This is a genomic window from Pseudomonas sp. GM50, assembly GCF_000282375.1.
GTDB lineage: Bacteria > Pseudomonadota > Gammaproteobacteria > Pseudomonadales > Pseudomonadaceae > Aquipseudomonas.
Genome location: NZ_AKJK01000056.1, coordinates 1 through 22,179, shown reverse-complemented (window position 1 = coordinate 22,179; position 22,179 = coordinate 1). Strand labels below are relative to the sequence as shown.

Sequence of the window (22,179 nt, the reverse complement as noted above, 5' to 3'; positions counted from 1 at the left end):
CGTGAGTTGTCGAGAAGCATTCTTTTTTACACACAAAAGCCCCGTTCACTTCGATGAACGGGGCTTTGGCCTAATGCCAAGGTAGGAGCTGGCGAAGGCTGCGATCTTTTGGTCTTTTGGTCTTTAGCGATTTCAGTTCTGCCAAAAATCAAGATCAAAAGATCGCAGCCTTCGGCAGCTCAGGGGAAATGCGGGTTTCCCTAGGCATATTTCACACACAAAAAAGCCCATGACACGTCACGGGCTTTTTGATTTCTGCGTGTAGCGCTTACACGTAGAAAGATTTCAGCGGCGGGAAGCCATTGAATTCAACGGCGCTGTAGCTGGTGGTGTAAGCACCGGTCGACAGCCAGTACAAACGGTCACCGATCGCCAGGTTCAACGGCAGACCGTACTTGTAGTTTTCGTACATGATGTCGGCGCTGTCGCAGGTCGGGCCGGCGATGACCACTTCTTCCACTTCACCTTTCTTCTCGGTCCAGATCGGGAACTTGATGGCTTCGTCCATGGTTTCGATCAGGCCAGAGAACTTGCCCACATCCGTGTACACCCATCGCTCTACCGCGGTACGGGATTTACGGGCAACCAGCACTACTTCGCTGACCAGGATGCCGGCGTTGGCGATCAACGAACGGCCTGGTTCCAGGATGATTTCCGGCAGGTCGTCGCCGAAGTCTTCCTTGAGGAAACGGATGATTTCCTCAGCGTAGGTTTCCAGGCTGTTGGTGCGGGTGATGTAGTTGGCCGGGAAGCCGCCACCCATGTTGATCAGCTTCAGGTGGATGCCGTCTTCTTCTTTCAGGCGTTCGAAGATCACTTTGACCTTGGCGATCGCGGCGTCCCAGACGCTGATGTCGCGCTGCTGCGAACCGACGTGGAACGAGATGCCGTAAGGCACCAGGCCCAAGTCACGAGCGAGGATCAGCAGGTCCATGGCCATGTCGGTCTGGCAGCCGAATTTGCGCGACAAAGGCCAGTCGGCGGTGGTCGAGCCTTCGGTCAGGATACGCACGTAGACTTTCGAACCCGGTGCAGCCTTGGCGATGTTGCGCAGGTCGGCTTCGGAGTCGGTGGCATACAGACGCACGCCCTTGTCGTAGAAGTAGCGAATGTCTTTGGATTTCTTGATGGTGTTGCCGTAGCTGATGCGATCCGGGCCGACGCCCTGGTTCATCACTTTGTCGAGCTCGTAGATCGAGGCGATGTCGAAGTTCGAGCCTTTCTCTTTGAGCAGGTCGATGATTTCAACGGCCGGGTTGGCCTTGACTGCGTAGTAGACCTTGGCGAATTCGAAACCGGCGCGCAGGTCGTCGTAGGCCTGGCTGATCATCGCGGTGTCGATCACCACGAACGGGGTTTCTTGTTTGTCGGCGAACGCCTTCATTTTCTGGAAGGTATCGCGCGCGAAATAGTCTTCGACGTTGATCGACATGCTGGGAACTCCTACTGGCAAACTGAAATTATCAATGGGTGCAAATGAACGCCCTCCGTATCCCCACTTTGGTTCGCCTACTTCCCAAGGCATGTCGCCGAAAGCAAAAAGGCCATGGGAGGCGGTGCTTTCCCTTGGCCTTGCTGTCTCGTCGTCAGTACTTGAGCCGGATGGATCGTTTCCAGCATGGACGTTCGGCGCGAACTTTAGGGCGTGAGGCGCTTGAGATCAACAAAAAATGTCGCGTTTTTGCACGCATCCGTCGTGCGGTGCCCCTCTGTCTCTGATGTAACCGACCCACATGACAGGTTGATGTTCCACTTGGTCGCATTTTTTCGCTGAAGGTCTGGATGAACGGATGGCAATAGCGCCGATGTTTTTAATTTCGATAAAGTATTGAAATGCCCTCAATACTGTTATTTCTGACAGGTGTTGGATGGGCGGAATCTTATTAAGGTAAGAGCGCTTATTGGTATTTTTGCGGGCTTTTCTAAAGACGTAATCGATTTGAACCGAAGTTGTGCGGTGGCGCTGCCTGACGTTCATTAAGTCTGATGGAGAAAGTGTGCGTCTTGTTGTCCATTAATATCATTCACGGGAGTGCATAAAAATGTACAGAATAATTACCTTGCTGTTGGCGTTGGTGATAGCGGGTTGTGCAACACAAGACGTTACACCGGTCAACGTGTCGGGCTCTGACGGGCAAGTAGTCGAATCCCGCTCGGTCGGAGCCTTGGGGGCGGCTTCCGGCCCGGTCACTGCGCAATACCTCACAGAGCGCTACAACAACAAGATCAATATGTGCCGGAGTAACCCCTCTGCGCCGGCCTTCCTGTGCTCAGGCGTGTTGTTGCGTGCGACCGAGCACTCCACACAATTCCACTTCTGGAACCCGAACCCTTCTTCTACCGGGGTTTCGTTTTCTTATCTGCGGGCAGATGCCAAGTTCAGCAAGTTGGTGTTTGGCTATAATAATGGATTTATTTTTTATCCGGTCTTTTATGCCCCCGTCGATAAGATAGATCCAGAAATACTGTGTTTCTTCCCGGTGGACGGTGCAACGGGCGGTCGTGATCAACAAGGTTGTGGACAGGTGGCTGGCCTGCCTTCGGGGCGTGAGTGTCAGTCCCAAGGTATTAACAGCGCGGCTCAATACATCGCCCATTACAACAGCTACCCGAGCAAGTACGGATATTTGTGTGGGTTTAACGTGCGCGACAGTTTGAACCAAGGGGCAACCACTGCTTTTAATGAGGCGATCAAGGCGCAGGGCATGGGCGGCACGTTTGCCTTTAATACGCAGAACGAATTCCGCCTGGCCAAGTGGGGCCAGAATCTTGGTAAAACCCTGCCGGTCGAGGCGGTTTTCTACGTCAACGAAGCTGGTAAGGCGGGTGCGCAATACGATCAACGGGATTTCAAGACGCAAACCGGTATCTGGATCCCTGTAATCCGTATCACGCTTCCGCAAACGACCACTGCTGATGTGATCTTCCAGTTCATTCCCGCCGATCAGGCGATTTCCTCCTGATTGAACAACCGGGCCTCGCTCCCACAGGTACTGTGTAAAACCTGTAGGAGCGAGGCTTGCCCGCGAAGACGTCAGATCAGGCGACAGCAGTCTCTGCCGGCGAAACAATACTGGTCTTGCCCCCACGGGACTTACCGGAGCTCAGATACTCGGCAATCGATTCCTGAGTCACCTCGCCGAGGAACACCCGCTCGGCATCCATTACCGGTAGCCACGAACGGTTGAACTCGTACATGCGCGACAGCAGGATGCGCAAATGCTCGTCGTAGACCGCGGTGGCGTTGAACTCGCGCAGGTATTGCGCGCAGGTGCCGGTCTGACGGTGCAGATCGCGACGGCGCACGTAGCCCAAGGCCTTGTTCTCGGCACAGGTCACCACCACGTAGCGACGGTCCAGTTCGTCCATCAACTCCAGCGCTTCGGCCACTGGCGTTTCCGGGCTCACCGAGGGTGCGTTGTCCGCCGCGTCTTCGGCTTTCACCAGCAACAGACGCTTTAGGGTGCTGTCCTGGCCGACGAAGTTGCTGACAAAGTCGTCCGCCGGGTGCGCCAGCAGCGTATCCGGGTGATCGATTTGCAGCAGTTTGCCCGCGCGGAAAATCGCGATCTTGTCGCCGAGCTTGATCGCTTCATCGATGTCGTGGCTGACCATGATCACGGTCTTGTTCAGCGCCCGTTGCATCTCGAAGAACTCGTTCTGGATCATCTCGCGGTTGATCGGGTCGACCGCGCCGAACGGTTCGTCCATCAACAACAGCGGCGCATCCGCTGCCAGCGCGCGAATCACGCCGATCCGCTGCTGCTGGCCACCGGACAACTCGCGGGGGTAGCGAGTCAGGTACTGCTTGGGTTCGAGCTTGATCATGCTCATCAACTCGCGGGCGCGGTCGTGGCATTTCTGTTTGTCCCAGCCGAGCAAGCGCGGAACGATGGTGATGTTTTCTTCGATGGTCATGTTCGGGAACAGACCGATCTGCTGGATCACATAACCGATGTTGCGACGCAGGGTCACTTCGTCGAGGTCGGTGGTGTCTTCGCCGTTGATCAGGATCTTGCCGGAGGTCGGTTTGATCAGGCGGTTGATCATCTTCAGCGTGGTGCTTTTGCCGCAGCCCGATGGCCCGAGGAACACGCAGATCTCGCCTTCATTGACGGTCAGGCTTACCGAGTCCACGGCTTTCACATCTTTGCCGTTGCTTTGGAAGGTCTTGCTGAGGTTTTGAAGTTCGATCATTTGAGCAGTCCAGGTAGGGGGTGTTCGCCGCAAATGGCGGAGCGCGTTGGAGCTGTGATCCCGCCGGGCAAGGCGTGGGACGCAGGAAATGTCGTTTCCTTTTCAAGTCCCACAACGCAGCCCGGCGGGATCACAGCTCCAACCCGTAGGGCCGTGCCCCACAAAGCGCAATCCGTCGTTGCTCGTCGTTCATTTGAAGAAACCAAATCACTCTCCTCGCGCCTAGTCTTGCGCTTTGTGGGGCGACGGCGCGCCCGCCATTTGCGGCGAACACCCCCTACTCGTCAGCGTGCGTTGCAGCCATTGCAGAAGCAGGTCGGCGAAGATGGCCAGAAGACTGACCAGCACGGCACCGACGATCAGCATCGACATGTCACTGCGGCTGATGGAAGCGAGAATGAGTACACCGAGGCCACCGGCGCCGATGGTCGCGGCGATGGTCATCACGCCGATGTTCATGACCACGGCGGTGCGCACGCCGGCGAGGATCACCGGCACGGCAATCGGCAGTTCGACCATGCGCAGGCGTTGGCCAAAGGTCATGCCGATGCCACGCGCCGCTTCACGAATGCCAGGTTCCACACCGGTCAGCGCCAGGTAGGTGTTACGCATGATCGGCAGCAACGAGTACAGAAACACTGCGGTGATCGCCGGCATCGGGCCGAGGCCCTGGCCGAATTTCGAATAGAACGGCAGCAGCAGGCCGAACAGTGCAATCGATGGCACGGTCAGCAACACCGTAGCGCTGGCTTGCAACGGGCCGGCCAGCGTCGGGAAGCGGGTCATCAGGATGCCCAACGGCACGCCGACCAGAATCGCCAGCGTCACGGCGATACCAACCAGGGTGATGTGCTGCCAGGTCAGGTGCAAAACCTGCGGCCAATCGAGATGGGAAAAGGCGTTCAAGAATTCCATGGCTTTTCCTCCTCAGTGGATGGGGTGCTGGCGCAGGAAATCTGCAGCAACGGATGAAGGGCTTTCGTGATCGACATCGACCCGCGCATTGAGCTGACGCATGGTGGCGTCGTCGAACAGTTCGGCCAGCGGCTTGAGCTCTTCGGCGAGTTTCGGGTGGGCGTCGAGGTAAACCTGACGCACCACCGGCGCGGCGGTGTAGTCCGGGAAGTAATGTTTGTCGTCTTCCAGCAATTTGAGCTTGAAGGCGTTCAAGCGACCGTCGGTGGTGTAGACCAGACCGGCAAACACCTGGCCATTGCGCAGGGCGGTGTAGACCAAACCAGCATCCATCTGCCGGATGTTTTTACGCGTCAGGTTCATGCCGTAGAGATCAACCATGCCATCGAGACCGTCGGAGCGGTTGGCGAACTCGGTGTCCAGGGCGACGAGGTGATGCTGCTTCGCCTCAGCCTGCATCACCGTGTTCAGCTCGCTGATGGTGTTGATCTGCGGGTAAGCCTTCGCGGTGTTTTCCGGCAGGGCCAGGGCGTAGGTGTTGCTGAATTTCGACGGGGTAAGCCAGATCAGGCCTTTTTTCGCGTCGAGTTCTTTCACTCGGGCGTAGGACTGAGCGCTGTCGAGCTTGTCAGTGATGTGGTTGTAAGCCACCAGCGACACGCCGGTGTATTCCCACATCAAATCGAGCTGGCCACTTTCGTGGGCGCTGCGGGCCAGGTTGCTGCCCAGACCGCCGGTCACCTGGGTGTCGTAACCCTTGGCGCGCAGGTATTGGGAAGTGATTTCCGCCAGCAGGGTTTGTTCGGTGAACACCCGGGCGCCAATGCGGATAACGGGTTTTTCAGCGGCTTGGGCAAATCCTGCAAGCAGCAGGGCGCAGCCTAAAAATAAGCATACTTTCTTCATAAAAATTCCTTTGCCGAGGCTTAAGACGGGCGCAAGCCGCGTTCGAGCCAGAGGCGGCTGGCGAGTGTCACCAGGCCGTCGAGCAGCAAGGCCAGCAGGGCGGTGCACGCCGCGCCGAGCAGCAGTTGCGGCTGATTGTTCAGGGCAATGCCGGGGAAAATCAGGCTGCCCAGGCTGTTGGCGCCGATCAGGAATGCCAGCGGTGCGGTACCGACGTTGATCGCCAGTGCCACGCGCACGCCGCCAATGATGATAGGCACGGCGTTCGGCAGTTCGACCCGCCATAGCACCTGAGTCGGCGTCATGCCGATGCCGACGGCCGCTTCCTTCAGCGAACCCTGAACATTTTTCAGGCCTTCATAGGTATTGCGCACGATCGGTAACAGCGAGGCGAGGAACAAGGCGAAGATCGCCGGGCCACTGCCGATGCCGAGGATCCCCAGGGCGATGGCCAGTACGGCGAGTGGCGGCACGGTGTTGCCGATATTGAATATCTGCATGAAGCGTTCGGCGCGTCCAACCATGGTCGGGCGGCTGAGGAAGATACCGGCGGGTATGCCCACTACAAGGGCGGCCAGCATGGAAACGAGGACGAGAATCAGATGAGCTTGCAGGTAAAACAACAAATCGTCGCGGTACTGTTCGATCGTGTTGATGCCAATCCAGTGGACCAGCAGGGCCAGAAGGGCGACGACAACCGCACCTCCTATCAGCCCCTTGCCATAGCGAATAGCCACAGGCGGACTCCTTTTTTCAGTCGGCGGACGCAGTCCCGAGTGGCATGCCATTCCTGGCTGCCGGGAAATCAACGTTCGCGAGAAGCAGCTCTATCAGTGCCGGTAAACGGCATGAAATCGAGCCATAAGCGCAGCCTCGTCAGACTAACTTGCTGATTTTTCAGCCCCTGACGATGGGTCGTAACAGGGGAGTGGACGCCTCCACCTTTTAAAAGGTTCCATAATTAACAGCATTTAGCCACCGCAGGAGCAGCCTTCGGCAGCTCCTACATTAGGGGATGCGGTGTTCGGGAAGCCCTACGGACGGTGGTCCGTAGATGTCGTTTTAAGCTATACTCGCCGCCCTTTTTTGAATCACCTGCCAGGCGATTTCCCATGACCAAACAGGCCGCCGAAGTCGCGAAACGCCGCACTTTCGCCATTATTTCCCACCCCGATGCCGGTAAGACCACCATCACCGAGAAGCTCTTGCTGATGGGCAAGGCGATTGCGATTGCTGGCACGGTGAAGTCGCGTAAATCCGACCGCCATGCCACCTCCGACTGGATGGAAATGGAAAAGCAGCGTGGTATCTCGATTACCACGTCGGTCATGCAGTTCCCGTATCGCGATCACATGATCAACCTGCTCGACACCCCGGGCCACGAAGACTTCTCCGAAGATACCTACCGCACCCTGACAGCGGTGGACTCGGCATTGATGGTCCTCGACGGCGGTAAGGGTGTAGAGCCACGGACCATCGCGCTGATGGACGTCTGCCGTCTGCGTGACACGCCGATCGTCAGCTTCATCAACAAACTCGACCGTGACATCCGCGACCCGATCGAACTGCTCGACGAAATCGAAGCGGTCCTGAAAATCAAGGCCGCGCCGATCACCTGGCCGATCGGTTGCTACCGCGATTTCAAGGGTGTTTATCACCTTGCCGACGACTACATCATCGTCTACACCGCTGGTCACGGCCACGAGCGCACCGATGTGAAAATCATCGAGAAGCTCGACTCCGATGAAGCCCGCGCGCACTTGGGCGATGAGTACGATCGCTTCGTCGATCAGCTGGAACTGGTGCAGGGCGCCTGCCACGAATTCAATCAACAGGAATTCCTCGACGGCCAACTGACGCCGGTGTTCTTCGGTACCGCACTGGGCAACTTCGGTGTCGATCACGTGCTCGACGCCGTGGTCAACTGGGCGCCGAAACCGCTGGCCCGTGTCGCCAACGAGCGCACCGTGGAACCGGTTGAAGAGAAATTCGCCGGCTTCGTGTTCAAGATTCAAGCGAACATGGACCCAAAACACCGCGACCGTATCGCCTTCATGCGGATCTGCTCCGGCAAGTACGAGAAAGGCATGAAAATGCGCCACGTGCGCACCGGTAAAGACGTGCGGATCGGCGATGCGCTGACCTTCTTCTCTTCCGAGCGTGAGCAGCTGGAAGAAGCCTTCGCTGGCGACATCATCGGTTTGCACAACCACGGCACCATCCAGATCGGTGATACCTTCACCGAAGGCGAAGTCCTGGGCTTCACCGGCATCCCGCACTTCGCCCCGGAACTGTTCCGTCGCGTGCGTCTGCGTGATCCGCTGAAATCCAAGCAACTGCGTCAGGGCCTGCAGCAATTGGCCGAAGAAGGCGCCACTCAGGTGTTCTTCCCCGAGCGCAGCAACGACATCATCCTCGGCGCCGTCGGTGTGCTGCAGTTCGACGTGGTCGCCAGCCGTTTGAAAGAGGAATACAAGGTCGAGTGTTCGTATGAGCCGATCACTGTTTATTCCGCGCGCTGGATTGATTGCGACGATAAGAAGAAGCTTGAGGAATTCCGGGTCAAGGCCGTGGAAAACCTTGCGGTCGATGGTGGTGGTCACCTGACCTACCTGGCCCCGACCCGAGTCAACCTGGCGCTGATGGAAGAGCGCTGGCCGGATGTGAAATTCCGTGCGACGCGTGAGCATCACTAAGCGCTGAGCCGTAACCCCCAAAGCCCCGATGTGTAAGCGTCGGGGCTTTTTTATAGACCACTGTTCCCCTGTGGGAGCGAGCCTGCTCGCGATAGCGGTCTGGCATTCAGGTATGTGTCGACTGGCTGTCCGCCATCGCGAGCAGGCTCGCTCCCACAGGGGCATTGTTGTTAGTGGGTTTGGATATAACCCTTATTCGAAACCAATCTCTTCGCCAACGGCATTTTCTGCTACCCGGTAGCGTCCTCTCTGGAGAACCCGGTCAATCGGAACTAAATTTCACTCAGTACCTTTCAGGCATCCACGCGTCACTCAAGAAAGGATGGAATCGGCTATGAGTATTTTTCAACGCATTGTGTTGTTGCTTAAGGTTTTGGTGATGCTGTCCCTCGGCACGTCGGCGGTGGCGTGGGCAGAGTGTGAGGACCATGAAAAACAGGCCTTGAACGGGCAAGGCGTGCACAGTGAGCAGATGATCGCCGCGACCGAATCAGACGATGACGACCCAGACGCCGATGAGGATGAGGAAGACAAGCAAACGTAATTGAGGGACCAAAGAAAACCCCTCCTGCCAGACTGATGCGCAGTCTGGCGGAAGGGGTCTGGTCAACTCGGTAAAAGCGCGCCCCGATATCCGAGGCGCGTTTTTTTATGCCGCGCCGTCGAGGAATTGCTCGGCGTAGTGACAAGCCACCTGACGGGTGTCGACCAGGCGCAGAAGCGGTTCTTCTGTGGTGCAGCGCTCGGTCGCGTACGGGCAGCGCTTGTGGAAGGCGCAGCCGGACGGCGGGTTCAGCGGGTTCGGCAGTTCGCCGACGATCTTGATTTTCGGCTTGTCCGGATCCGGGTGAATGGTCGGTGTGGCCGACAACAGCGCCTGGGTGTACGGGTGCAGAGGGCGAGTGTAGATGTCTTCTTTCGGGCCCATTTCCACCGGGCGACCGAGGTACATCACCATCACGTGATCGGCAACGTGACGCACCACGGCCAGGTTGTGGGAGATGAACACGTAGGCGGTGTTGAACTCTTGCTGCAAATCCATGAACAGGTTGAGTACCTGCGCCTGAATCGATACGTCCAGCGCCGAAGTCGGTTCGTCCGCGACCAGCACTTTGGGTTGCAGCATCATCGCGCGGGCCAGGGCAATCCGCTGGCGCTGACCGCCGGAGAACATGTGCGGGTAGCGCTGGTAATGCTCGGGACGCAAGCCCACCTGTTTCATCATCGCCTGGACTTTCTCGCGACGTTCCGAGGCGCTCAGGTTGGTGTTGATCAATAAAGGCTCTGCAAGCTGATCACCGATCTTCTGCCGTGGGTTCAGCGATGCGTATGGGCTCTGGAACACCATCTGCACGTCTTTGCGCAGCTGCTTGCGCTGAGCCTTGTCGGCGCCGGCGACTTCCTGCCCGGCGATTTTCAAGGAACCGGAGGACGGTTCTTCGATCAGCGTCAGGGCACGGGCCAGGGTGGATTTGCCGCAGCCCGATTCGCCCACAACGGCGAGGGTCTTGCCGGCTTCCAGTTCGAACGACACACCGTTAAGGGCGCGCACGGTCGCATGACCCTTGAACAGGCCACGGGACACTTCGTAGTGACGGGTCAGGTTGCGGGCGGTAAGTACGACGGCCATTACGCCACCTCCTGATTCAGCGGGTAGAAGCAGCGGGCGAGGCTGTTGCTTTTCGGGTCAAGGGCCGGACGCTGGGTGCGGCAGTTGTCCTGCACGTAGGGGCAGCGCGGCGACAGCAGGCAGCCTTGCGGGCGGTCGTAGCGACCGGGAACGATGCCCGGCAGCGTCGACAGGCGCGCGGCACCCAGGCTGTGTTCCGGAATGGCCTTGAGCAGCGCTTCGCTGTACGGGTGCGCCGGGATGTCGAACAGTTGTGGCACCTGACCGACTTCAACCGCCTGGCCGGCGTACATCACGCACACGCGCTGAGCGGTTTCGGCCACGACCGCGAGGTCGTGGGTGATCAGCACCAGGCCCATGTTCTGCTCTTTTTGCAGGGCCAGCAGCAGGTCCATGATCTGCGCCTGAATCGTTACGTCGAGCGCAGTGGTCGGTTCGTCGGCGATCAGCAGTTTCGGTTCGCCGGCAATCGCCATGGCAATCGCCACGCGCTGGCTCATACCGCCGGACAGTTGATGCGGATAGGCGTCCATGCGGCTGGCGGCGCCCGGGATTTCCACTTTTTCCAGCAGTTCGATGGCACGTTTGCGGGCGTCCTTGCGGGACATTTTCAGGTGCAGGCGCAGCACTTCCTCGATCTGGAAACCGACGGTGTAGCTTGGGTTCAGCGCGGTCATCGGGTCCTGGAACACCATGGCAAGGTCTTTGCCGACGATTTTGCGACGTTGACGGTTGCTGAGCTTGAGCATGTTCTGACCGTCGAAATTCAGCGCGTCGGCGGTGACGATCCCCGGATGCTCGATCAGGCCCATCAGCGCCATCATGGTCACGGATTTACCGGAACCCGATTCGCCGACGATGGCCAGCACTTCGCCCTTGTCCACGGAAATGTCGAGACCGTCGACCACCGGAACAGCGTTGGCGTCGCCGAAGCGAACGTTGAGATTCTTGATTTCTAACAGTGACATTTGAATCTCCTCAGGCGGCGTTCTTGAGTTTCGGGTCCAGCGCATCGCGCAGGCCGTCGCCCATCAAGTTGATTGCCAGCACGCTGAGCAAAATGGTCAAACCAGGCAGACTTACCACCCACCAGGCGCGTTCGATGTAGTCGCGAGCCGAAGCCAGCATGGTGCCCCACTCAGGCGTTGGCGGTTGTACGCCAAGGCCGAGGAAGCCCAGTGCCGCGGCATCGAGAATCGCCGAGGAGAAACTCAAAGTGGCCTGAACGATCAGCGGTGCCATGCAATTAGGCAGCACGGTGATGAACATCAGGCGTGGCAGACCGGCACCGGCCAGGCGCGCGGCGGTCACGTAGTCGCGGTTCAGTTCGCCCATCACCGCGGCGCGAGTCAGACGAACATAGGACGGCAACGAAACCACGGCGATGGCGATAATGGTGTTGATCAGGCCAGGGCCGAGGATGGCGACAATCGCCACAGCCAGCAGCAAGGACGGTAGGGCCAGCATGATGTCCATCAGACGCATGATGGTCGGGCCGAGCACGCGCGGGAAGAAGCCGGCGAACAGACCCAGCAGAATGCCCGGGATCAGCGACATAACCACCGACGAAAGGCCGATCAGCAGCGACAGGCGCGAGCCGTGAATCAAACGCGACAGCAGGTCGCGACCGAGTTCATCGGTACCCAGCAGGAATTGGATTTGCCCGCTTTCCAGCCAGGACGGCGGGGTCAGCAGGAAGTCGCGGTACTGCTCGCTTGGGTTATGCGGTGCGACCCATGGGGCGAAGATCGCGCAGAAAATCACCAGCAGCATGAACATCAGGCCGGCGACGGCACCTTTGTTTTTCGAGAATGCTTGCCAGAATTCTTTGTACGGGGACGGATACAGCAGGCTTTGATCGACTGCTACCGGTGTAGTGAGAGTGGTCATGGTCTTGATCTCAGCGCTGGTGACGAATGCGTGGGTTGGCAAAGCCGTAGAGGATGTCCACTACGAAGTTGACCAGAATCACCAGGCAGGCGATTAACAGGATGCCGTTCTGCACCACGGGATAGTCCCGTGCGCCAATGGCTTCGATCAGCCATTTGCCGATGCCGGGCCAGGAGAAAATGGTTTCGGTCAGGACCGCACCGGCCAGCAGCGTGCCGACTTGCAGGCCGACCACGGTCAGTACCGGAATCAGTGCGTTACGCAGGCCGTGAACGAACACCACGCGCGATGGCGACAGGCCTTTGGCGCGGGCGGTACGGATGTAGTCTTCACGCAGCACTTCGAGCATCGACGAGCGGGTCATCCGCGCGATCACCGCCAGCGGGATGGTACCGAGCACGATGGCTGGCAGGATCAGGTGATGCAGGGCATCGAAGAACGCCCCGACGTCATCGGCCAGCAGCGTATCGATCAGCATGAAACCGGTGCGCGGCTCAATGTCGTAGAGCAGGTCGATCCGCCCGGACACCGGGGTCCAGCCCAGGCTCACCGAGAAGAACATGATCAGGATCAGGCCCCACCAGAAGATCGGCATCGAGTATCCCGCCAGGGAGATGCCCATCACCCCATGGTCGAAGAGGGATCCTCGCTTGAGTGCCGCAATCACCCCGGCCAGAAGGCCCAGGATGCCGGCGAACAACAGGGCGGCCATGGACAGTTCCAGGGTCGCGGGGAATAGAGAGCTGAACTCGGTCCAGACGCTTTCACGGGTACGCAGGGATTCGCCGAGATCGCCGTGGGCCAACTTGCCGATGTAATCCAGGTATTGGGCATACAGGGGTTTGTTCAGACCTAGGCGTTCCATTGCCTGAGCATGCATTTCGGGGTCGACTCTACGTTCGCCCATCATTACTTCCACGGGGTCGCCTGGAATCATGCGAATCAACGCGAAAGTCAGCAAGGTGATGCCGAAGAACGTGGGGATCAATAACCCCAATCGGCGGGCAATAAAACTAAACATCTTGTGTGGTACCTCATCAGCCGGTTAGGCGTGCCCGGCACCGCTGGGGTCAGCGATGCCGGGCGTTTCTTATCTACTTCACCTGGGTGGTGGCGAAGTTATTCGTGGTGAGGGGGCTAATGTGATAGCCCTCTACGTTGGTGCGCATTGCGGTGAACATTCGGGTGTGCGCCATGCTGATCCACGGCTGGTCCTGATTGAAAACAGCCTGGGCCTGTTCGTAGAGCGCCGTGCGTTCGTCCGGGTTCACTTTAGCCCGTGCTTCGTCGATCAGCGTCTGGAACTTTTCATTGCACCAGCGAGCGTAGTTTTCGCCGTTTTTGGCGGCCTCGCAACTGAGCATAGGCGTCAGGAAATTATCCGGATCGCCGTTATCGCCAGCCCAACCGGCGGACACCATGTCGTGCTCGCCGTTTTTCGCGCGCTTGAGCATTTCGCCCCATTCCATGACCCGAATATCGACCTTGATCCCGACCTTGGCCAGGTCGGCCTGCATCATCTGCGCGCCGAGCATCGGGTTCGGGTTGGTCGGGCCGCCGCCGTTACGGGTGAACAGGGTAAACGTGGTGCCTTCCGGTACGCCGGCTTCCTTGAGCAGGGCGCGAGCCTTGTCCAGATCACGCGGCGGGTTGGTCAGTGTGTGGTTGTAGCCCAGCAGGGTGTCCGGGTACGGGTTGACCGCCACGGTCGCATTGCCTTTGCCAAACAACGCGTTGACGTACGCAGCCTTGTCGAAGGCGATGTCGATGGCTTTACGCACGCGCACGTCGCTCATGTACGGGCGGGCGGTGTTCATGGCGACATAGGACACGGTCATCGCGTTCAGCTCATCAACCTTCAGGTTGGTGTCTTTCTTGATGCTCGGGATGTCATCCGGTTTCGGATACAGCGCGATCTGGCACTCGTTGGCCTTGAGCTTTTGCAGGCGCACGTTGTTGTCGGTGGCAATCGCCAGGACCAGCGCTTCAGCCGGTGGCTTGCCACGGAAGTAGTCCGGGTTGGCCTTGAAGCGAACCTGAGCATCCTTGGCGTAACGCTGGAAGACGAAAGGGCCGGTGCCGATCGGCTTGTTGTTCAGGTCGCCGGCCTTGTTGGCCTTGAGCAACTGATCGGCGTACTCGGCGGAGTAGATCGAGGAGAAGGCCATGGCGATGTCGGCCAGGAACGGCGCTTCACGGCGGGTCAGGGTGAATTTGACCGTGTTGTCGTCGACTTTCTCGACGCTTTTGAGCAGTTCTTTGAAGCCCATGCTTTCAAAGTACGGGAAGCCCACGCTCGACAGTTTGTGCCATGGGTGTTTCGGGTCCAGCTGACGCTGGAAGCTCCAGACCACGTCATCGGCATTCATGTCGCGGGTCGGCTTGAAGTAGTCGGTGGTGTGAAACTTGACGCCTTTGCGCAGGTGGAACGTGTAGGTCAGACCGTCGTCGCTGATGTCCCACGACTCGGCCAGTGCCGGGATCACTTCAGTGGTGCCGGGCTTGAAGTCTGCCAGACGATTGAAGATGGTTTCGGCCACCGCATCGGCTGTGACTGCAGTCGTGTACTGGACCATATCGAAGCCTTCCGGGCTGGCTTCGGTACAGACCACCAAGGGTTTGGCCGAGACGCCGACGGCGACACTCAGCAACGCGGCAGCGATGGCCGCTCGTAGGGGAAGCATTTTCATCTAGAGCCCTCTGCAATCGGTTGAACAGGAAAAAACCGAACGGCCGACTCGTCATGAGTCAGCCGCCGGCATGCGCTTTACAAGATGTTGAACGGGATGGTGGTCACGAGACGGAACTCGTTGAGGCTGCCATCGGCCTGGTTTTCGCTGGCGCGGTGAGCGGTGTAGGTTGCGCGAACAGTGGTGGCCTTCAGCGGGCCGCTCTGTAGGGCGTAGGTAGCACCGATACCGTATTCGTAATGGTGTTCGCCATCCTGGGACTGGATGCCGTCATAACCCTTGCCCGCCACACCGCCGTTGCCGGTGTACTGAGTGCCGTCGATACCCCAGCCGCGAGCCTGGTAGATGTTGAACTTCAGGCCCGGGACGCCGTATTCGGCCATGTTCAGGCCGTAGGCGATCTGGAAGGATTTCTCGTTCGGGCCGTTGAAGTCCGACAGCAGGGAGTTGGCAAGGTAGATGCCGTTGGTTTCGTGCAGGTAGTCGAAGTACTCGTTACCGTTCACTTCCTGATACGAGAAGGTCAGGGTATGAGCCTGGTGGGTCAGACCGAACGACAGGGAGTAGGTGTCGTTGTCGATCTTGCCGATAAGGGCTTTACCTTCTTCCTGGGTTTTGTAGTAGTTCAGGCCGGTGGTCAGGCTCAGGACCTGGCTGTCGCCCAGCACATGGCTGGCGCCGAAGTAGTACTGGTTCCAGATGTCTTCGGCCTGGGTCGCCCAGAGGCTGGTGGTCAGGCTGGCGAATGGGGTGTAGGTAATACCGCCGGTGTAGACGTGATCGGTTTCAACAATTCCGTTGGCGTATTCGGTACGGAATTTACGCTGGCTTTCTTCGGTACGCGGAGAGTTGCGATCGAAGGTGGCCAGGTCGAAAGCCAGGTTATTCAGCTCTTCGCTGTGGATGGCCACACCCTGGAAGCTCGAAGGCAGCGCACGGTTACCGATGACATCGACCATCGGGCTACTGAAGTTCTGGCGGCCAGCGGTCAGGGTGGTGTTGGACACACGGGCCTTGACGTTGGCCAAGCCCAGTTTGCTCCACTGGCCGACGGCGTCGCCACCTTCTTCGGTCAGGGTACGGTTGTTGCCCGCGCCAGCACGGGTACCTGGTGCGCCGCCGTTGTTGGATGCCAGATCCTTGCGATCACGATCCAGAGCGATAGCGTTGTAGGCCGCCACTTCGGTGCTGAAACCTACGGTGCCTTCAGTAAAACCGGAGTTGTACTTGAGGATGGTGCCCTGAACCCAGTTGATACGACGGTCAGTCTGGCGAGTTTCACCATTCTGACGGTAATTGAGTGTCGCACCCCGCTTGAAATGCTCGTTGGCATACCAGTTACGCGTGCTGCCGGTGATCGATTGACCTTCGACAAAACCAGTGGCTTCGCTCTGGGCACTTTTTTCGTTAACGGTAACCGGCGTGAACGCCTGGCTCTGGGATTCTGCGTACGCCGTGGCGGTCACGCTGCTGATGGCCAAGGCCAATAACGCGGTGCTGCTCAGTTTCATGGGTGAAGCTCCTTACTTTCTTTTTTTTTAATGCCGGTCTTTTTCGGTGATCCGGCTATTTGGTTTAGAACTCATGCAGGCATCGCAAACGTTTGCTATAGGCCTGATTGGCGAATTACGGCAATACGCTTGCGTGAGGGCGCAATTCGCCCCCAGCGTTCTGACTAATCGGTTATTGGTCGATACTGACGCCCGAGAACACGTTACGACCGAAAGGACTCACCTTGAATCCTTCGATTTTGGCGCTCAACGGCTGGTTGACCGTCGAGTGGGCGACCGGCGTGATCGGCACCTGCTGCTTGAGGTACTGTTGCGCCTGTTTGTAGAGCACGGTTCGCTGATCGCGATCGGTCACGACCTTGGCTTGCTTGATCAGCTTGTCGTAAGCCGGATCACACCACATGGAGTAGTTGTTGCCGCCAATGGCATCGCAGCTGTAAAGCGTGCCGAGCCAGTTGTCCGGGTCACCATTATCACCGGTCCAGCCGATCAGGCTGATGTCGTGCTCGCCGTTCTTGGTGCGCTTGATGTATTCGCCCCATTCGTAGCTGACGATCTTGACCTTGAGGCCGATCTTCGCCCAATCCGCCTGGAGCATTTCGGCCATCAACTTGGCGTTGGGGTTGTACGGACGCTGGACCGGCATGGCCCAGAGGGTGATTTCGGTGCCTTCCTTGACGCCGGCAGCCTTGAGCAGCTCCTTGGCTTTTTCCGGGTTGTAGGCGGCGTCTTTAATCGTCTCGTCGTAGGACCATTGGGTCGGTGGCATGGCATTGACCGCCAGTTGACCGGCGCCTTGATAGACGGCGTTGAGAATGCCTTGCTTGTTCACCGCCATGTCCAGCGCCTGGCGCACTTCGAGTTGGTCGAACGGTTTGTGCCGCACGTTGTAGGCGATGTAACCGAGGTTGAAACCGGGCTTCTCGATGAGCTTGAGCGTCGGGTCGTTTTTCAGCGCGGTCACGTCGGCGGGGCGCGGGTGCAGGGTGATCTGGCATTCGTTGGCCTTGAGTTTCTGCACGCGCACCGAGGCGTCGGTGTTGATGGCGAAAATCAGGTTCTCGAGCTTGACCCGGCTCGGGTCCCAGTACTGCTTGTTGCCGCTGTAACGGATGTTGGAATCTTTCTGGTAGCTCTTGAACACGAACGGCCCGGTGCCGATCGGCTTCTGGTTAATGTCGCTCGGCTTGCCTTCGGCCAGCAGTTTGTCGGCGTATTCGGCGGACAGGATGGCGGCGAAGCTCATGGCGATGTTCTGGATGAACGCGGCATCGACGCTGTTCAGCGTCATGACCACGGTCAGCGGCCCGGTCTTTTCGACTTTGGCGATGTTCTTGTTCAGGCTCATCCCGTTGAAATACGGGAACTCGGTTGGATAAGCCTTTCGGAAGGGTTGCTGCGGATCGAGCATGCGATTGAAGGTAAACAGCACGTCATCGGCGTTGAAATCGCGGGTGGGGGTGAAGTATTTGGTGGTGTGAAATTTCACCCCTTCGCGCAGGTGAAAGGTGTACTTGAGGCCATCCTCGGAAATATCCCAGCTCGTTGCCAGGCCCGGTACGACGTTGGTGGCACCTTTTTCAAACTCTGCCAATCGGTTGTACAGCGGCTCGGCGGCATCGTTATCGGTCGCCGTGGTGTACTGCGCGGTGTCGAAGCCCGCCGGGCTGCCTTCAGAGCAGAACACCAGGCTGTTATTGGCGGCCTGGCTGATGGAAGTGACGGCCAGCAGGCCGGTGCCCAGCAATGCGGATAAAACCAAGGTATGGCGCATGACGCTCCCTCATTTTAGTGTTTAACAATGAGCCTCCGTCCCGTCCGGGGACGTGGGGCTTCATTGATCTCAAACCATCGCGTGCAGCGATTACCGAGAGCCCACGCACAAACTGGTCAGATCCCGACGGTATGAGCCGTGGGTCTGGCAGTAAATGCGTAAATGCCTGAAAGACTCGTAGGAAAAGGCGACGCGTCCTAAGCCTCTGCTGTGGTGCGCAGTGGATTTGGCTGTCAGTGAATTCCTACTTTCTCGGCAGATAAAGCAACGGCGACGTTAATAACGTCGCCGTTGCAAACCTTATTTGCTGACGCTGACGCCGTAGAAGGAGTTCAAGCCGAATGGGCTGATCTTGAAGTCCTGCACGTTGGCGCGCATGGGTTGGAACACCGTCGAGTGAGCGATAGGTGTCATTGGAACGGCGTCTTTGAGGACGTGTTGCGCCTGTTTGTACAGTTCGGTGCGCTTGGCCTGATCGGTGGTGCGCTTGGCTTCCTTGACGATGCCGTCAAACTTCTTGTCGCACCATTTGGAGAAGTTGTTGCCGCTCAGCGAGTCGCAACCGAACAGCACGTTGAGCCAGTTGTCCGGGTCACCGTTGTCGCCGCTCCAGCCGATGATCATCGCCTGGTTCTCGCCGCCTTTGGAGCGTTTGATGTACTCGCCCCATTCGTAGCTGGTGATCTTGACGTTCAGGCCGATCTTCTTCCAGTCGGACTGCAGCATTTCAGCCATCAGCTTGGCGTTCGGGTTGTACGGACGCTGTACCGGCATCGCCCACAGAACGATTTCGGTGCCTTCCTTGACGCCGGCTTCCTTGAGCAGCGCCTTGGCTTTCTCAGGATCGTACTTGGCATCCTTGATGGTGGTGTCGTAGGACCATTGGGTCGGCGGCATGGCGTTGACGGCCAGTTGGCCCGCGCCCTGATAAACCGAGTCGATGATCTGCGGCTTGTTGACTGCCATGTCCAGCGCCTGACGCACGCGCAGGTCGGCCAGCGGGTTCGGCTCGTTGCTGCCCTTGACCTTGTCCATCACGTTGTAGGCGATGTAGCCCAGGTTGAAACCAGCCTGGTCAGGCATCTTCAGTGCCGGGTCTGCTTTGAGTGCCTGCAGGTCAGCCGGACGCGGGAACAGAGTGATCTGGCACTCGTTCTTCTTAAGTTTCTGGATACGTACCGACGGGTCGGTGGTGATGGCGAAGATCAGGTTGTCGATCTTCACGTCGTCAGGCTTCCAGTAGTCCTTGTTCCCGGTGTAACGGATGTTGGAGTCTTTCTGGTAGCTCTTGAACACGAACGGGCCGGTGCCGACCGGTTTCTGGTTGATATCGGCAGCCTTGCCTTCCTTGAGCAACTGGGCAGCGTACTCGGCGGACTGGATCGAGGCGAAGCTCATGGCCATGTTCTGGATGAACGCGGCATCAACTTCTTTCAGGATGAACTTGACGGTGTGGTCGTCGACTTTATCGATCTTGGTGATGTTGGTGTCCATCCCCATGTCGGTGAAGTACGGGAATTCGGTCGGGTACGCCTTACGGAACGGGTCATCCTTGTTAATCATGCGATTGAAGGTGAACAGCACGTCGTCGGCGTTGAACTCACGAGTCGGCTTGAAATACGGGGTGGTGTGGAACTTGACGCCTTCACGCAGGTGGAAGGTGTAAGTCAGGCCATCATCGGAAATGTCCCACTTGGTCGCCAGGCCAGGAACAACGGCGGTGCCGCCGCGCTCGAACTGGGTCAGGCGGTTGAACATGGTTTCTGCAGAGGCGTCGAAGTCGGTTCCGGTGGTGTACTGACCAGGATCGAAACCGGCCGGGCTCCCTTCGGAGCAAAACACCAGGTTAGTCGCCGCTTGGGCGAAAGGTGCGCTGGCTAACAAGCTTGCGCCGACTAAAAACGGAATGACCGCGTGTTTAAGCATGGTGGCCTCATGATTTGTTGTCATTTTTGGAATTAGAGGACGACCTCGTGAGTCGACCTGCGGATACTTATGCAGGGGCCATACCCAATGCAAGATCCCGAATGGCTACAAACCTTAAACAGTGGAACGAACGTACCTTAATGTCGCATATGTATAAATTTGCGCACATTTGACCGTTTGCGCAGGTTTTTTACGGTGCAAATCGCGCACCGACAAGGGGCAACCGGGGCGTCTGGTGCACCCGGTTGGGGCCTGGTGTTACTTATTTATACTCACGCCATAGAAGGGTGTAAGGCCGAACGGGCTGATCTTGAAGTCGGTGACTTCCTTGCGCAGTGGCTGGAACACGGTCGAGTTGGCAACCGGTGTGATAGGTACTTGTTGCTTAAGGATTTGCTGTGCCTGCTGGTACAGTTTGACCCGCTGCTGTTTGTCCGTGGACACCTTCGCTTGCTGCACCAGCTTGTCGTAGGCCGGGTCGCACCATTTGGCGTAATTGCTACCTTTCACCGCAGCGCAGCTGTAGAGCACGCCGAGCCAGTTGTCCGGGTCCCCGTTGTCGCCGGTCCAGCCATAGATCATCGCGTCGTGCTCGCCGTTCTTGGCGCGCTTGATGTACTCGCCCCACTCATAGCTGACGATGTTGGCCTTGATCCCGACTTTCTCCCAATCCTGCTGGATCATCTGTGCCGACATCCGCGCGTTAGGGTTGGAGGCGCGCTGCACGGTCATGGCCCACAAATTAATGGTGGTACCGGGCGCAACCCCTGCTTCTTTTAGTAGCGCGCGGGCTTTGGTCGGGTCGTGCGGTGCATCCTTGATGGTCGGGTCATAGGACCATTGCGCAGGGGGCAGGGCGTTCTGCGCGAGCTGCCCGGCACTCTGGTAGACCGCCTTGATGATCGCCGGCTTGTCGATGGCCATGTCCAGGGCCTGACGGACCTTGAGCTGGTCCAGCGGTGGATGGGTTACGTTGTAGGCGAGGAAGCCGAGGTTGAAACCGGCCTGTTTGAGCACGGTCAGGTTCGGGTCTTTCTCCATGACGTCGATGTCTGCCGGGCGCGGGTAGCCGCTGACCTGACACTCGCCAGCCTTGAGCTTCTGCAAGCGCACGGCGGCATCGGGTGTGATCGAGAAAATCAGGTTATCGAGTTTCACGTCCTCGGGTTTCCAGTAGGCCTTGTTGGCGGCGTAGCGGATCTGCGAGTCCTTTTGATAGCGCTTGAACACGAACGGGCCGGTGCCGACCGGTTTCTGGTTGAGGTCGGCGGCTTTACCTTCCTTTAACAGCTGGACGGCGTATTCGGCGGACTGTACCGAGGCGAAGCTCATGGCGAGGTTCTGCACGAATGCGGCGTCGATGTTGTTCAGGCTGAAGCGCACGGTGTGGTCGTCGATCTTGTCGATGCTTTTGATCGTGGTGTTCAGGCCCATGTCGGTGAAGTACGGCGACTCGGCGGGGTAGGCTTTGCGGAACGCGTTTTGCGGGTCAAGCAGGCGCTGGAAGGTGAACAGGACGTCGTCGGCGTTGAAGTCGCGGGTCGGGGTGAAGTAGTCGGTGGTGTGGAATTTCACGCCGTCGCGCAGGTGGAAGGTGTAGCTGAGACCGTCCTTGCTTACATCCCAACTTGTCGCTAATCCGGGTTCGACTTCGGTGCCACCGCGTTTGAATTGGGTGAGGCGGTTGAAGACGGTTTCGGCTGAGGCGTCGAAGTCGGTGCCGCTGGTGTATTGGCTGGGGTCGAAACCGGCGGGGCTGGCTTCGGAGCAGTAGACCAGGGTGGTGGCGGCTTGGGCGGCTTGTGCGAGTGATGCGGTTGTAGCGAGGGCGAGAGCAAGCAGAAGTGGTTTGACGGTGGTTCTTTCCATGGAGTCCCCGTGGGTTTGGCGGCGGTGTTTTCCTGAGGGTAGCGTTGTTGGTGAGATTGACGGAAATATCCGTTTGTAAGGGAGACCCCTCTATCTCGGCATATTCAAGCTGGTTGTTGGCTTGGCGGCCTTCTAGCCGACCAAGCTCTTGCGGATTGAGTACATATCCGTTGCT

Annotated in this window: 17 protein-coding genes; 3 read left to right on the top strand and 14 right to left on the bottom strand. The window is 58.2% G+C overall.

The features are described from left to right. Nucleotides 1–268: 268 nt before the first annotated feature. Nucleotides 269–1,432 (bottom strand): type III PLP-dependent enzyme, encoded by a 1,164-nt coding sequence (locus PMI30_RS15715; protein WP_007900403.1) that lies wholly within the window; start codon nt 1,430–1,432, stop codon nt 269–271. Nucleotides 1,433–2,042: 610 nt separating this feature from the next. Here PMI30_RS15715 and PMI30_RS15720 point away from each other — a divergent pair. After that, nucleotides 2,043–2,963: a hypothetical protein gene (locus PMI30_RS15720; RefSeq protein ID WP_008009645.1), complete on the top strand. Its 921-nt coding sequence runs from the start codon at nt 2,043–2,045 to the stop codon at nt 2,961–2,963. Between the two features lie 76 nt (nt 2,964–3,039). Here PMI30_RS15720 and PMI30_RS15725 read toward each other — a convergent pair whose 3' ends face one another. From PMI30_RS15725 to PMI30_RS15740, 4 genes are all read right to left on the bottom strand, one after another. Then, on the bottom strand, nt 3,040–4,197 hold the full coding sequence (locus PMI30_RS15725) for an osmoprotectant ABC transporter ATP-binding protein OsmV (RefSeq protein ID WP_008009644.1): 1,158 nt from the start codon (nt 4,195–4,197) through the stop codon (nt 3,040–3,042). Between the two features lie 222 nt (nt 4,198–4,419). Further along, complete coding sequence (locus PMI30_RS15730) at nt 4,420–5,112, bottom strand: ABC transporter permease (RefSeq protein ID WP_008009643.1); 693 nt, start codon at nt 5,110–5,112, stop codon at nt 4,420–4,422. Nucleotides 5,113–5,124: 12 nt separating this feature from the next. Further along, the gene (locus tag PMI30_RS15735) at nt 5,125–6,018 is read right to left on the bottom strand and encodes a glycine betaine ABC transporter substrate-binding protein (RefSeq protein WP_008009642.1); all 894 of its coding nucleotides are present in this window, start codon (nt 6,016–6,018) and stop codon (nt 5,125–5,127) included. A gap of 20 nt (nt 6,019–6,038) precedes the next feature. After that, a complete protein-coding gene (locus tag PMI30_RS15740) occupies nt 6,039–6,755 on the bottom strand; it encodes an ABC transporter permease (RefSeq protein WP_007900385.1) in 717 nt (238 codons plus the stop codon). Nucleotides 6,756–7,130: 375 nt separating this feature from the next. On the opposite strand from PMI30_RS15740, the gene PMI30_RS15745 reads away from it, so the two are divergent. Both PMI30_RS15745 and PMI30_RS15750 read left to right on the top strand, forming a co-directional pair. Then, the gene (locus PMI30_RS15745) at nt 7,131–8,714 is read left to right on the top strand and encodes a peptide chain release factor 3 (protein ID WP_007942808.1); all 1,584 of its coding nucleotides are present in this window, start codon (nt 7,131–7,133) and stop codon (nt 8,712–8,714) included. Between the two features lie 334 nt (nt 8,715–9,048). Beyond that, the gene (locus PMI30_RS15750; RefSeq protein WP_008009641.1) at nt 9,049–9,258 is read left to right on the top strand and encodes a hypothetical protein; all 210 of its coding nucleotides are present in this window, start codon (nt 9,049–9,051) and stop codon (nt 9,256–9,258) included. Nucleotides 9,259–9,363: 105 nt separating this feature from the next. On the opposite strand, the gene PMI30_RS15755 is transcribed toward PMI30_RS15750, so the two are convergent. The 9 genes from PMI30_RS15755 to PMI30_RS15795 all read right to left on the bottom strand — a co-directional run bounded on the left by PMI30_RS15755 (nt 9,364) and on the right by PMI30_RS15795 (nt 22,004). Further along, nucleotides 9,364–10,344 (bottom strand): peptide ABC transporter ATP-binding protein, encoded by a 981-nt coding sequence (locus PMI30_RS15755; RefSeq protein ID WP_008009640.1) that lies wholly within the window; start codon nt 10,342–10,344, stop codon nt 9,364–9,366. Next, nucleotides 10,344–11,312, bottom strand: a complete 969-nt coding sequence (locus tag PMI30_RS15760; RefSeq protein ID WP_007900381.1) for an ABC transporter ATP-binding protein — start codon at nt 11,310–11,312, stop codon at nt 10,344–10,346. Before PMI30_RS15760 ends, PMI30_RS15755 begins: the two co-directional genes overlap by 1 nt. Before the next feature lie 10 nt (nt 11,313–11,322). Further along, a complete protein-coding gene (locus tag PMI30_RS15765; RefSeq protein ID WP_008009639.1) occupies nt 11,323–12,234 on the bottom strand; it encodes an ABC transporter permease subunit in 912 nt (303 codons plus the stop codon). Between the two features lie 10 nt (nt 12,235–12,244). Beyond that, the gene (locus tag PMI30_RS15770) at nt 12,245–13,255 is read right to left on the bottom strand and encodes an ABC transporter permease subunit (RefSeq protein WP_007900379.1); all 1,011 of its coding nucleotides are present in this window, start codon (nt 13,253–13,255) and stop codon (nt 12,245–12,247) included. A 73-nt stretch (nt 13,256–13,328) separates the two neighbouring features. Continuing rightward, a complete protein-coding gene (locus PMI30_RS15775) occupies nt 13,329–14,924 on the bottom strand; it encodes an ABC transporter substrate-binding protein (RefSeq protein WP_008009638.1) in 1,596 nt (531 codons plus the stop codon). 77 nt (nt 14,925–15,001) lie between these two features. After that, nucleotides 15,002–16,435 carry an OprD family porin gene (locus PMI30_RS15780; protein ID WP_008009637.1) on the bottom strand — a complete coding sequence of 478 codons (1,434 nt, stop codon included), beginning with the start codon at nt 16,433–16,435 and terminating at the stop codon, nt 15,002–15,004. 172 nt (nt 16,436–16,607) lie between these two features. Further along, on the bottom strand, nt 16,608–18,209 hold the full coding sequence (locus PMI30_RS15785) for an ABC transporter substrate-binding protein (protein ID WP_008009636.1): 1,602 nt from the start codon (nt 18,207–18,209) through the stop codon (nt 16,608–16,610). Between the two features lie 300 nt (nt 18,210–18,509). Next, entirely contained in the window at nt 18,510–20,135 is a 1,626-nt protein-coding gene (locus PMI30_RS15790) for an ABC transporter substrate-binding protein (RefSeq protein ID WP_008009635.1), read from the bottom strand. Nucleotides 20,136–20,393: 258 nt separating this feature from the next. Next, a complete protein-coding gene (locus PMI30_RS15795) occupies nt 20,394–22,004 on the bottom strand; it encodes an ABC transporter substrate-binding protein (RefSeq protein WP_008009634.1) in 1,611 nt (536 codons plus the stop codon). Between the last annotated feature and the right edge of the window lie 175 nt (nt 22,005–22,179).